Origin of the sequence: Microlunatus sp. Gsoil 973 (assembly GCF_009707365.1) — a bacterium.
Taxonomy (GTDB): Bacteria; Actinomycetota; Actinomycetes; order Propionibacteriales; family Propionibacteriaceae; genus Microlunatus.
The window spans coordinates 3726635-3739295 of sequence record NZ_CP046122.1; the positions used below are offsets into that span (position 1 = coordinate 3726635).

Below are 12661 nucleotides of genomic sequence, written 5' to 3' on the forward strand. Positions count from 1 at the left end.
GTCGCACTGCGGACGACGCTAGATTATCTAGTAGACTCGTGCCCTGGCATCCGTCCGGAGGAGGGATCGATGTGGCTGCTTGCCTGGCTGCCCGGACGGGCGGAAGCGGTCGGGTGGTGAGTCGCTGATCGCCGGACACCTGGAATACCTGCTGCTGCTGGCCCTGTGCGTGATCATCACCCTGCCCCTGGAGTTCATCCTCGGGGCACGGGTCTACCGGCGTCCCCGCCACTTGATGATCACCCTGCTGCCGGTGGTGCTGATCTTCTCGGTCTGGGACGTGATCGGTGTGCTTCGTGATCATTGGCGCTACGACCCGGCGCAGACCACCGGCCTGATGATCTTCGGTGTGCTGCCGATCGAGGAGCTCGCATTCTTCGTGGTGATACCGATCTGCGGACTGCTCACCTATTCCGCAGTCGGCAGGCTACTTGCCGCTCGGCGATCCGGAGCGGGGCAGGACGACGATGCCTGAGTACACCCTGCTGACCATGATCAGCATCGTCGCAGTGGTGCTGGCCGAACTCCTGATCTTCCGGACCGGAGTGTTCCGGACCGTACGCTATTGGCTGACCATGATCATCGTCTGGGCCTTCCAGATCCCGGTCGACGGCTGGCTGACGAGACTGACCCATCCGATCGTGATCTATCGCGGCTCGGAGATGCTCGGGCTGCGGTTCCCGTGGGACATCCCGATCGAGGACTTCGGGTTCGGGTTCTCGCTGGTCACCCTGACGATCATCGTCTGGGAACGCCTCGGCAGACGACGCCGGACCGCGCGGGCGACAACCCCGAACACCGGTGCCCGATGAGCCGCGCCTGGACGCCCGGTCGGGACCGCCGGGCCGAACTGCTCGCCGCCGCTCCCGGGCGGGCCAGCGCCGACCGCCGGCTGACCGTCACTGTGATCGGCGGGGGCATCGCCGGACTCGCAGCCGCCACGGCCTTGTCCGAGCGAGGGGTCCAGGTCACGCTGGTGGAACGACAGCCTCGGCTCGGTGGCCGCGTCGGCGCCTGGCCGGTCGAGCACGGCGAGCACCGACTGACCATGAGCCGCGGCTTCCATGCGTTCTTCCGGCAGTACTACAACCTCCGCGCGCTGCTCCGGCGAGCCGATCCCGGGTTGGAGCGCCTGCGCCCGGTCCCGGACTACCCGATCACCCTCGCCAACGGCCCGACCGACTCGTTCGCGCGGATCCCCCGAACCCCGCCGTTGAGCATCGCTGCCTTCGTCGCCGGCAGTTCCAGCTTCAGCGCGCGGGATCTGACGCGTGTCGACATCGGTCACGCGCTCGGGCTGCTCGACGTCGACTTCCCCGACAGCTTCAGCGCCTGGGACGGTGTCAGCGCCGCCGATTTCCTCGACCGGCTGCGGTTTCCGGCACAGGCCAGGCACCTGGCCCTCGAGGTGTTCGCCCGCAGCTTCTTCGCCGACCCGGCCGACTTCGCTGCCGGCGAGTTGCTCGCCATGTTCCACAGCTACTTCGTCGGCTCATCCGAAGGACTGCTGTTCGACGTCCCGGACGACGACTACGACACCGCACTCTGGGCACCGCTGGGTCGCCGGCTGACCGACCGCGGAGCAGTGCTGCAGACCGGCACCGATGTCATCGGCCTCGACCTGCGCGGTGACCGCATCCGAGTCCATCATCGGCCGACCGGCCGGCTCGATGAGGTAGGCGGGGAGTTGACCTGCGACGGTGTCGTGATCGCGCTCGACCCCGGCGGACTGGTCGGCTTGATGGCCGACGCCCAGGGTGCCGATCCCGCGTGGGTGGAGCAGGTCGAAACGGTCCGAACCGCGCCGCCGTTCGCCGTCTGGCGGCTGTGGCTGGACCGGCCGGTGGCGCCGGAACGGCCGATGTTCCTGGCGACCAGCGGATACGGTCCGCTGGACAACGTCAGCGCGGTGCACAGGTTCGAGGAGGGCGCCGCCCGCTGGGCTACCAGATGCCGCGGATCGGTGGTCGAGATGCATGCCTACGCGCTGCCCGGGTCCGGTTGGTGCCCGACCGATCTCGGCCACGACGCACAGGTGTCCCAGCTCAAGGCCCAGTTGCGATCGCAGCTGGACACGCTGTATCCGGAGACCTCCGATGCGGCGGTCGTCGCCGAGGAGTGGCGGATCGACGCCGACTGCGTCTTGGTGGACACCAGCCCGTGGGCGGCCAGGCCGCCGGTGGCCACCCCTGACCCGCGGGTGGTGCTTGCCGGCGACGCGATCCGCTGTGATCTACCCGTCGCGCTGATGGAACGAGCCGCGACCACCGGCTTCCAGGCGGCGAACCGGCTGCTGGCCGGATGGCGCATCCTTGGTCACGATCTGTGGACGGTGCCGCGGCGTTCCCGGCAGCAATGGCCGGCCCGGCTGCGTCGCCTGGTTCAGCCCGGGAACTCGCCGCGTCGCCGCAACTCGTAACGGCGTTCGGCGTAGGCCAGATCGTCGACCCAGAGCCGGCGGGCGAGGTGCCGCATGGCCGGCCGCAACGCTCCGGCCAGGCGCCGGGCAGCGGCGAATCCCCGACGATCGGAATACGCGACGGTCAACTCGGTCATCACCGTCTCGGGCTGCGGGTCGCCCGGCGCGGTGAGCGGGGTCGCGTGCGTCTCCACCACGCTGCCGGCACCTTCGCCGTCCACGATCCGCATCACGATCGTGCGCCGGTCCGGGCAGACGAACTCGGCCCGAACCGGGACGCCGAGGCTCCGGTTGAGCCGGAAGGTGACATCGACCAGCAGCCGTTCCGGCGTGCTGGCGTGGTCGTCGACCCGCAGATGGCTGAACGAGTACGGGTGGAACCAGGCTCCGTGCCACGGGTCGAGCCGGTTGGCCACGATGTCGACGGGCTCACAGCGCCCGCGTCGGGTGATCACTGCCGACACCGACTGCCCCAGGGGCGGCCGCGCCCCGACGACAGGTGCCGCGGACAGCGGCTCGTCCGACTCGCTCCGGTCCGCGTCACGGGCGGCTGGGTCGTTGGTGAGTGGCCGGATCCGGGCCCACAGCAGCGCTCCGTCGTCGTGACCGGCGAACGGTTGCCAATCGCCGTGCCCACGGTCCCCGAGCGCCAGTCCGTGCCAGCGGCAGACCACGTCGCCCTTCACCACCGGGCAGCCGTCCAGCAACGCGCCGAGATGCGGGCAACTTCCCGGACCGGCGCGGAGCGTGCCGTCATCGGCCCGCCAGAGCACCACCTCGCGTCCGGCGATCTGCCGGACCATACTGGTGGAACGGCCCAGCTCCCGGCTCTTGCCGACCACGTACCAACCACCGGCAGACTGCTGCTGGGACAGCCGGAGCGACTCGCTGATCCGGGCCGGTCGGGCGTCCCGCCAGGTCGGGCGGAGATTCTCGTAACCGGGCTGCGGCCGAAGCCTGATCGGGACGCGGGAGCTGATCGATCTGCGGGACGCTTCGGGCGGTTGCAGCCGTTCGGACGGACGGATGGTCATGCGGCCTCCTTGGGTCTGACCGTGCGAGTTCGTGCCGGCGTGGGCGGCCCGGCGACCAGGACTCGGGCAGCGGTGACCGCCTTGATCGCGGTCGGCACTCTGGCCCGCCCGGAGAAGACGTCGTAGTCGCGGTCTTCGATCCGGTCGAGGATCCGGGCGTACAGCATCAGCGCGGTGCCGACACAGCGTGCCGACGCCGGCGGCAGCATCGCGATCCCCGGCCAGGCTTCTGCATACAGTTCCCGGTTGCGGCCAATCTCATACGCCATCAGCGCGCGCCAGGCCGGTGTCACCCGGCGTTGGCCGGGGTCGACGCCGAACCGGTGCAGGTCCTCCTGGGGCAAATAGACCCGGCCGCGATCAAGATCCTCATCGACGTCCCGAAGAAAGTTCGTCAGTTGGAAGGCTCTGCCCAGTGCCCGGGCAGGGCCGCGGGCCTCGGGGGAGGTCGGTTCGAGGATCGGCAACATCATCTCCCCGATGACCGCCGCCGACCCTTCCATGTAGTCGCACAGATCGTCCCAGGTCGGATAGCTGTCGTTGGTCAGGTCCATCGCCATCGCGCCGAAGAACCGGTCGAAACAGTCGAGATCGATACCGCGTCTCCGGACGGTGTCGGCTACAGCAGCCAGGACCGGGTCGGCGGTCGTACCGTGCACCGCCGCCAGGAACCGCGTACGAAAGCCTTCCAGCTCCGCCGCCCGCGCGCCCGGCGCGAGGTCGGCGACGTCGACGATGTCGTCGGCCAACCGGCACAACCCGTACACGGCATGAACGTCGCGGCGCTGGTCGCGGGGCAGGATCGCCGCCCCCCAGTAGTAGGTGGTGCCGTGCCGGCGGGTCAGCCGGGCGCATTCCCGGTAGCCGGCCCGGAGCAACTCGGTCATCCGACCACCGCCCTCGGATCTGTCCATCCGGCCCGGTTGTCGTCGCGGTTGCGGTTCACGTAGCCATCGACCCGCTCCGCCGCCAGCCGGCCGGAGATGATCACCATCGGTACGCCGACACCGGGCACGGTCCCCGATCCGGCGAAGAACAGGCCGGGGATGCGGCGTTCATGGTTCGGCGGTCGGAACGGGCCGGTCTGGCCGAAGCTGTGAGCCAGCGCGAACGGCGTGCCGCTGGTCCAGCCCTGGTCCGCCCAGTCCTGCGGCGTGACCATCTTCTCGGTGATCACCTCGACGGGATACCCGGATTCCTCGAGGAACCGGCCGAGCCGCTCACGGAACCGCATGCGCTGTTGCCGCCAGTCGATCCCGGCAGCCGCGTTGGGGACCGGTTCCAGCACGTACAGGGTGCTGCAGCAGTCCGGCGCGGTGCGCGGGTCGTCCAGACTGGGCACGGTGACCAGCCGCGACGGGTCCGGCATCAACCGGCCCTGGTTCAAGGCGGTGAACGACTCCTCCCAGGATTTCCCGAAGTGGATGTTGTGATGCCGCACATCGTCGCCGGGAACGCCGCGGACGCCCAGATGCCAGACCACTGCCGACGGCGAATACCGGCCGGTACGCAGCCGGCGCGGCGGCCGGAGGTGCCCGAGCAGGGTGCGGTAGATCGTCGCCGGGTCGCCGGTGCAGACCACCGCGTCGGCCATCACCGAGTCGTCGGCGGTGCGCACCCCGGCGACCCGCCCGAGTGAATCGGTGATCAGGCCGCGGACCCGCTGATCGGTCGCCACCACGCCGCCGGCGTCGGTGAACGCTGCGGCCAGCGCCTCCGGAACGGCGTGCATGCCGCCGTCGGGGAACCAGACGCCGGCGATCGAGTCCATGTAGCTGATCACGGCGTAGATGGCCAGCGCCTCCGCCGGTGCCAGACCGACGTACAACGCCTGGAAGCTCAGCAACCGCTGCAGCCTGGGATCTTTGATCCGGCGGCTGATCGCCGGGCCGAGCCGACCGAAACCGCCGGTGGCGACCAGTCGGGCCAAGGCCACCGGTGAACGGAAGAGGTCCAGCGGTGTCCGGTAGTTGACATCGATGAAGTTGCCGAACTCCAGTTCGTACAGCCGCGTGACCCAGCGGGCGAAGTGTTCGTACCGGGCCGCCTCATCCGGACCGCAGGACCGTGCGATCTCGGCGCGCATGGCGGCCGGATCGGTGTGTACGTCGATCGTGCTGCCGTCGGCGAATCGGCCCCGATAGGCGGGTTCGAGGCGGCGCAGGGTGAGCCGGTCGACCAGCGTGCTGCCGATGCAGCGCAGTGTGTCGTCGATCAGTTCGGGCATGGTGAGCACCGTCGGTCCGGTGTCGAACGCGAACCCGTCCTGTTCGAGCCGACCTGCGGCGCCGCCGACCTGCTGTCCCTGCTCCAGCAGGGTCACATCATGGCCGCGACCGAGCAGTCGACAGGCAGTCGACAACCCCGCCAGTCCGGCGCCGACAACCACGATCTTGCTCATCGGTCCCGCCACGCGACCTGGCCGGCGAGCCTGACCAACCGGTGTGCTGCGGCCGCCGTCGCGCCGGTACCGGTGATCAGCGGATCGAGCGCTGTGACGGCCCGGTCGATGTGTCGGGTGATCATCGCCTCCACCTCGTGCCGTACCCCGCACGCCGCGATCTCGTCCTGCAGAGCGGAGACCTCACCCGCTGTGAGACCGTTGACTCCGGCCCGGTCCAGCAGTCGTCGGCCCGCCGGCGAGAGCCGACGACTTGCCAGTGCGATGATCATGGTCGGTTTGCTGGCGATCAGGTCGTCCCCGGCCGGTTTGCCGGTGATCTTCGGGTCACCCCAGACGCCGAGGATGTCGTCCCGGAGTGCGAACGCCGACCCGACGTGATGACCGTATTCCTCCAGGACGGCGAGCGTCGAATGATCGGTGCCGGCGGCCACCGCGCCGAGTTCGAGCGGCCGCTTGATCGTGTAGCCGCCGGACTTCAACTGGGCCACCCGCATGGCTCGCCGGGGATCTCGTTCTGCCACCGCCGCACCAACCAGGTCAGCCACCTGCCCTTTGATCAACTCCATGATCATCCGCTGCCAGCGACGGCGGATCTCGGCCGGACAGTCGCAGATCAGATGGTCGGCCTGGGCATGTGCCAGGTCGCCGACGAGGACAGCGAGACTCTCCCCGAAACGTGCCGCCGACCCAGCGACGGCGTGATCGCGATGACGCTCGGCCAGCACCACGTGGACCGTCGGCCGACCGCGCCGGGAATCCGATGCGTCCATCACGTCGTCCTGCACCAGGGCGAACCCGTGCAGCAGTTCGAGGGCCGCCGACACCTTGATCAAATCGTGTTCCTCGGCAGTGCCGGGTCGCCCACCGGCGGCCTGGAAACCGAGCAGGCCGACGATCGGCCGCAACCGCTTGCCGCCCGAGAACAGCACGTCGGCGAGCAGCCCGGGCAGATCCGCCAGAGTCGTGTGGGTGGGTCCGCCCTCGATCGGATCGCCGTTGATCGGATCGTCGTTGATCGGATCGCCATTGACCGGATCGTCGTTGATCGGATCGTCAAAGCCCTGCCAGCTGCTGGCAGTCTCATCGAGGACGGAGCGCAGCAGTGAGTCGACCCGAGCCAGATGATCATGGAATGCCGGTTCTCGGGAGGGATCGGTCACCGGGCCGGGCGGAGCGGCGGTGCCGGTTGCCGTTCGTCGGCGGCCGTCGATCAGCATCGGTCCGCCTCGCGTGGTTGATCACCTGGTTGATCACCTGGTTGATCACCTGTCGGGTCGGAACCGAAGCGCGTGGGCCCGAGCAACGCGATCTGGTCCACCGCCCACGGGCTGAAGGCGTAGGGCGCGCAGCGGACTGCTTCGCTGACCGCCTCCGGCGACGTCCACACCTGGTCCATGACCTCGGTCGGGTCGGGGCGGAGCGCGTCGGGATCGTCCAGCCTGGCGCAGTAGACCGGACAGGACTCGTTCTCCATGATTCCGGACGGATCGACGGCCTGATAGCTGAAGTCCTCCAGCAGGCAGCGCAGCTGGGTCACCCGGACGCCGAGTTCCTCACCGATGCGCCGCCGGACAGCCGCCTCGACCGATTCGCCGGGGCGGGGGTGACCGCAGCAGGAGTTGGTCCAGACGCCGGGCCAGGAACGTTTACCCAGGGCCCGGCGGGTGAGCAGCAGGGATCCGTCAGCGCCGAAGATCCAGCAGGAGAACGCCAGGTGTCGCGGGGTGTCGCGGCCGTGGACGGCATCCCGATCACCCCGTCCGATCGGCCGACCGTCCTGGTCGAGGAGGACAACCTCCTCGGCTGCAGTCATCGCCCACCTCCTCGGGATATGAGGAACTGTTGCCGGCCTGCCGCGAGGTCGACGACCGGCTCGGTATACTTGACGGTCCTCCGCCGGTCGGCCGGCAGCCGCCAGGGTTCTCGGGCGTCGCGCGCGTCCGCGATCCCGGACAGCTCTGGCAGCCAGCGGCGTACGTAGTTCGCGTCCTTGTCGAAGCGTTCACCCTGGCGCAGCGGATTCAGGACGCGGTTCGGTCGGGTGTCGGTTCCGGTGCCCGCCACCCACTGCCAGTTCAGGTTGTTGTTGGCCAGATCACCGTCGACCAGGTTTCCCAGGAAATGCCGGGCCCCGTGCCGCCAATCCAGGTACAGCGTCTTGGTCAGGAAGCTCCCGGTCACCAGTCGGGCGCGGTTGTGCATCCACCCGGTCCGGCTGAGCTGCCGCATGCCGGCATCGACCAGCGGGTAACCGGTCTGGCCGGCCCGCCAGGCGTCCAGCAGCGATCCCGGATCGTTCCAGCGATCGTCGTGGTTCCGGTAGTCGTTCCAGGCCGCGCCCGGTCGGGCGGCGAGCACCTGGTGGTGGAAGTCGCGCCAGGCCAACTGCCGGATGAACGCCTCGGAACCCGCGGTCGGCCGTTCGGCGGCTCTGGTGACCAGTTCGACCGGTGACAGATTGCCCAGATGCAGGTACGGGGACAGTTTCGACGTCTTGTCCGCGGCCAGATCGTCATGGACGTCGTGGTACGTCGCGAGTCCGTCCGCGAACCAGGCATTGGCCCGTTCGCGGGCGGCCGATTCGCCGCCGGGCCAGGCGTGCGCCGGCCGGCCCCGTGGCACGCTAGCTGCCCCGAGCCCGTCGGGGAGCTCGATCCGTTCCGGTACGTCGATCAGCGGACGTCGGAGCTGCTCCTGCCACCGTCGGAAGTAGGGGCCGAAGACACTGAAGTGATCCGAACCGGTGGGGGTGATATCTCCGACCGGATGCACGGTGATCGCCGCCTCATGGACCACCAGCCGACGGCGCTGTGCCGCCAACGCCCGTTCCAGCCGGCGCTCCCGCGACCGGGCATGGCCTGACACGTCCGCGGCGATGTGCACCGACTCGACATCGAACCGTTCGGCCAGCCGGCCGATCTCGGTGACCGGATCGCCGCGCCGGACCACCAATCCTGCGCCGAGTTCCCGCAACGACCGGTCGAGATCGGCCAGGCCGGCGTCGAGGAACTGCTGTCGATGTTCGTTGCCGAAGACAGCCTCGATCGTCGGATCCTGGACGAAGACCGGAATGGTCCGGTCGGCGTTCGCGGCCGCGGCGAGCACCGGATTGTCGTTGACCCGCAGGTCACGGGTGAAGACGGCGATGCGGATGCGACGCTCAGACATCGGCTGCTGCGACTCCTGTCGGGGATCGAGCTCAAGCTAGATAATCTAGTGAGTACCCCGGACTGGGCGTCCCAGTCGACCGGTACCCAAGATCACCTTGGAAAGTTGTTCAGACCTTGTCTGCAACGGTCCGCGGTCCGATCGGATCCGCCGCCGCACGCGATGCAGTCGGCTACAGCTGGGCGAGGACGCCGGCGATGATCCGGTCCAGCGGGTCACCGAGTCGGCCCGCGGATCGGGCGATCTCTGCCGCTCGTCGGGCATAGCGCCGGTCCCGGCGAATGGCCCGGACCGCGGCTCCGATCCGCCGGTGTCGAGGACGACCGGTGCGCAGATCGATGCCGATGCCGCTCCATCGCACGCGTGCGCCGACCTCGGCCTTGTCCTGAGTGTCGCCGGCGACGATCAGCGGAATGCCGTGCCGCGCCGCCAACTGGACCCCGCCGTAGCCACCGTTGGTGATCATCAGATCGCTTCGGGGCAGGAGCCAGTCGTAGCAGACGAAGTCGACCATGCGGATCCGAGGATCGGTGCGGAACCGGGCCCGCACGTCGGCGTGCCCGCCCCCCGTGCTGGCGATGACGGTCGCACCGCTGTCGGCCAACGCACGGATCGACGGCAGGAGGAGGCGGCTGAGGTCGTGGTTGTCCAGTGTGCCTTGGGTGATGTGGACGACTCGGCGGCCGGCCTCGATCTCCGGATGATCCAGGCCACCGCAGCTGCAGTGGACCGGCAGCGGACCGACGAAGTCGACGAACGAAGGCAGTTCCCGCCGGGGATACTCCAGCTCCGGCAGGCCAAGCTGGAAGACGCGGTCGAAGCGGCTGATGGCGTCGAACAGATCGAGCTCACCCGGACCGATGTCCCATTCGGCCGCCACGGCGTCCAGAGCCCGCCGGACCGGCCGTAGCGGTCCCTTGCGAAGAAGCCAGTCGGTCTGGCGGTTCCGCCGTTCGCCGGCCGGCCCCGGCCAGGGCGGCAGGGCCGCGCCGAACGGGGCACAGTCGGCGCTGCGCAACATGATCGGTGTTGTGGAGATCCCGATCACCGGTGGCCGAAGACGTCGCGGTGTCGTCAGCAGCAACGGCTGGACGCCGAGATAGGAGACGTCGGCGACGATGGCATCGAATGGTCGCCCGATGGGGCCGGGATGCACCAGCCGGGACAGCGTTCCGGCCTGTCTTCGCACCGGGTCGACGAAGGTCTCCAGGATCTCGTTCCGGCCGCGGACCCAGCTCGGCCGGAATCCGTCCAGCCGTCGCCGAAAGTCGGGGCGGCCCGGTTCGCGGTGCGCCGGCACCGGGGGCGGGGGGACCGTGATGTCCGGCGTCGGGGTTTCCTCGACCGTGGTTCCGACCACCAGGATCACGTCGTGCCCGTTGCCGCGGAGTGCTGCGGCGATCTGGGCCAACGGACGGACGTGCCCGTACACCTGTGTTGCTACGACCAGAAGACGCGCCACCCCGTACCTCCCTGCGCCGGGTCGTGGGACGGTTGGACGTCCTCAGCCCTGAATGTGCACCTGGCCCGGGAAGTCGTACCCCAAGGATCCGCAGTTGCACGTCGAGCCGTACCAGCGTCCGGTGAGGTGCCCCTGATCGCTGGACTCCCTGATTCCAACCGGCCCGGGCGCCGAGTGCCATCGCCGTGTCCGCGAGGCAAGCGCGGACGGGACGTAGTAGGAATGACTCCGTGGGTGTTGCCGGGTGAGCCGAACAGGTCGGGCAGTGGTGATCACTGCCCCGGGCGTCGGGGCACTGTCGACGGTGAGCCTCGGCGATCCGGGGCCCGGTGAGGTTACCGTTCGAGCCGAGTATTCGGGCGTCAGCACCGGAACGGATCGCTGGACCGCCCAGGGCCGGTTCGACTGGGGATCCTCCCACTACCCCTTGGTACCCGGATATCAGAAGGTCGGGTACGTCGTCGCGGCCGGCGAGGGCGCCGAGGACTGGACGGGCCGAGCAGTCTTCGCCGCGTCGGCGCGGGACTTCGAGGACACCGCGTCGCAGAGTGGCGGTCATGCCGAGTTCAGCAACCACCCGCTGGAACATGTGTACGCCTTGGCCGGTGCGCCGGAACCCGGGCTGTCGCTCGGCATCTCCGTCCAGGTCGGCTACAACGCCGCGCATCGGATCCAGCCCGCCCGGGTACGACGGGTCGCCGTCATCGGCGACGGCATCATCGGTCTTTCCGCCGCGCTGTCGGCACTCCAGCTCGGATACCGGGTCGCCGTCATCGGGCGACACCAGGACCGGCTGGCGACCGCCACCGAAGCCGGTGCGGCCGCGATCGACAGCGGCGCATCGACCGTCGAGGCGGTCACCGAGTTCCGACCTGAGGCGATCATCGACACCATCCAAAGCCCGGACTCCTTCGACATCGTGATCAAGACGCTGCCCACGGACTACGGCCAGGTCGTCTACTCCGGGTTCTCCCCGGGGATGCCTGACGCGTGGGCGAGCATGACCCGACTGCAACAGCGTTCGATCACCGCGCACTTCCAGTCCGGCTGGACCAGGGAACGGCTTGCCACGGTGATCACGTGCATCGAGGCCGACGAGTTCGGCTTCAGCAACGTTCCCCTGGCCGAGTTCGATGTCGATCATGCTGAACAGCTGTTCGGCAGAATGATCGCCGGCAAGAGGGTCCCTTTCGCATCCGTCATCCGCTGGAGGAACTGATGAAGATCATGATCACCGGAGCGGCAGGTTGGCTCGGTCGCCGAGTGACGGCTCGGCTCGAGCATGATCACGACCTGCTGCTCACCGACTCCGCCGATCCGGCCGAGGCAACGATCTTCGACGGGGCGGCGCCGGGTGGCCGACGGCGGGTGCCGTTGCGGACCGACTGGCCCTATCTCCGTGCGGACCTCGCCGACACGACACAGTTGGAACGCTTTGCTCACGGAGCTGATGCGATCATCCATCTGGCCGCGATCCCGGTCGGCGACTGGAACAACCTGATGCCCACTATGCAGACCAACGTGATGGGTACGACAGGGATCCTCGAGCTCGTCCGAAGGCTGGACGTACGCCGATTCGTGAACGCCTCGAGCATCAACGCGTTCGGCACGTTCTTCTGGCGGGTGTCCGGTCTGGATCCGGTACGGCGTGAGCTGCCCCTCACCGAGGATGAGAAGCCGGTGCCGGAGGACCCGTATTCGCTGACCAAGTTCCTCAGCGAGCAGATCGGGCACGCCTACCACCGCGCCTTCGGCACTGAGGTGGTCAATCTCCGGTTCGCCGGGGTGATCCCGAACGAGCGCTACCAGAAGATGATCACCGACGGCCTTCCCCCGACGGAGTCGTTTCCGGTCGATCTTGGTCAATGGGTGCACGAGGAGGACGTGGCCGCCGGCATCGTCCTCGCGGTGACCAGACCGACCGTCACGTCGGCTCCGATCGTGCTGGGCGCCGCGGACACCCGGCTGCCCGAGCCGACGATGGAGATCATCCGCCGCTTCCGACCGGACCTGGAGCCGTACCTCACCGAGCCCCTGCCCAGCAGGGCCCCGATGTTGTCGATCACGCGGGCCCGCACGCGTCTGGAATACCAACCGCAGTTCAGCTTCGACGGGACAGCCGCGGTCCCGTCGGCCTAAGACCACCACGCCGGCGTCGGTGCCGGGATGTCCGC

General features: G+C 68.8%; 12 protein-coding genes. 5 read left to right on the plus strand and 7 right to left on the minus strand.

The genetic code is table 11. The features are described from left to right. Positions 1–79 precede the first annotated feature (79 nt). The 3 genes from GJV80_RS17595 to GJV80_RS17605 are packed head-to-tail and all read left to right on the plus strand — an operon-like array spanning position 80 to position 2419. Complete coding sequence (locus tag GJV80_RS17595; protein WP_230207808.1) at positions 80–475, plus strand: lycopene cyclase domain-containing protein; 396 nt, start codon at positions 80–82, stop codon at positions 473–475. Continuing rightward, on the plus strand, positions 468–812 hold the full coding sequence (locus GJV80_RS17600; RefSeq protein ID WP_154689011.1) for a lycopene cyclase domain-containing protein: 345 nt from the start codon (positions 468–470) through the stop codon (positions 810–812). Before GJV80_RS17595 ends, GJV80_RS17600 begins: the two co-directional genes overlap by 8 nt. Continuing rightward, positions 809–2419, plus strand: a complete 1611-nt coding sequence (locus GJV80_RS17605; protein ID WP_154689012.1) for an FAD-dependent oxidoreductase — start codon at positions 809–811, stop codon at positions 2417–2419. Before GJV80_RS17600 ends, GJV80_RS17605 begins: the two co-directional genes overlap by 4 nt. Here GJV80_RS17605 and GJV80_RS17610 read toward each other — a convergent pair. From GJV80_RS17610 to GJV80_RS17640, 7 genes are all read right to left on the minus strand, one after another. Continuing rightward, complete coding sequence (locus GJV80_RS17610; RefSeq protein ID WP_154689013.1) at positions 2383–3453, minus strand: DUF5914 domain-containing protein; 1071 nt, start codon at positions 3451–3453, stop codon at positions 2383–2385. The two genes, GJV80_RS17605 and GJV80_RS17610, sit on opposite strands and share 37 nt — an antisense overlap. Beyond that, a complete protein-coding gene (locus GJV80_RS17615) occupies positions 3450–4340 on the minus strand; it encodes a phytoene/squalene synthase family protein (protein WP_154689014.1) in 891 nt (296 codons plus the stop codon). Before GJV80_RS17615 ends, GJV80_RS17610 begins: the two co-directional genes overlap by 4 nt. Next, a complete protein-coding gene (locus GJV80_RS17620; protein ID WP_154689015.1) occupies positions 4337–5854 on the minus strand; it encodes an NAD(P)/FAD-dependent oxidoreductase in 1518 nt (505 codons plus the stop codon). Before GJV80_RS17620 ends, GJV80_RS17615 begins: the two co-directional genes overlap by 4 nt. Then, positions 5851–7074, minus strand: a complete 1224-nt coding sequence (locus GJV80_RS17625; protein ID WP_154689016.1) for a polyprenyl synthetase family protein — start codon at positions 7072–7074, stop codon at positions 5851–5853. Before GJV80_RS17625 ends, GJV80_RS17620 begins: the two co-directional genes overlap by 4 nt. Next, positions 7068–7670, minus strand: a complete 603-nt coding sequence (idi, locus tag GJV80_RS17630) for an isopentenyl-diphosphate Delta-isomerase (protein ID WP_154689017.1) — start codon at positions 7668–7670, stop codon at positions 7068–7070. Before idi ends, GJV80_RS17625 begins: the two co-directional genes overlap by 7 nt. Further along, the gene (locus GJV80_RS17635; protein WP_154689018.1) at positions 7667–9025 is read right to left on the minus strand and encodes a deoxyribodipyrimidine photo-lyase; all 1359 of its coding nucleotides are present in this window, start codon (positions 9023–9025) and stop codon (positions 7667–7669) included. Before GJV80_RS17635 ends, idi begins: the two co-directional genes overlap by 4 nt. A 172-nt stretch (positions 9026–9197) precedes the next feature. Further along, positions 9198–10487, minus strand: coding sequence for a glycosyltransferase (locus tag GJV80_RS17640; RefSeq protein ID WP_154689019.1), 1290 nt, complete (start codon positions 10485–10487; stop codon positions 9198–9200). A gap of 244 nt (positions 10488–10731) precedes the next feature. On the opposite strand from GJV80_RS17640, the gene GJV80_RS17645 reads away from it, so the two are divergent. Both GJV80_RS17645 and GJV80_RS17650 read left to right on the plus strand, forming a co-directional pair. Then, complete coding sequence (locus GJV80_RS17645; RefSeq protein ID WP_154689020.1) at positions 10732–11706, plus strand: FAD-dependent oxidoreductase; 975 nt, start codon at positions 10732–10734, stop codon at positions 11704–11706. Further along, on the plus strand, positions 11706–12626 hold the full coding sequence (locus GJV80_RS17650) for an NAD(P)-dependent oxidoreductase (RefSeq protein WP_154689021.1): 921 nt from the start codon (positions 11706–11708) through the stop codon (positions 12624–12626). Before GJV80_RS17645 ends, GJV80_RS17650 begins: the two co-directional genes overlap by 1 nt. The last annotated feature ends 35 nt before the right edge of the window (positions 12627–12661 follow it).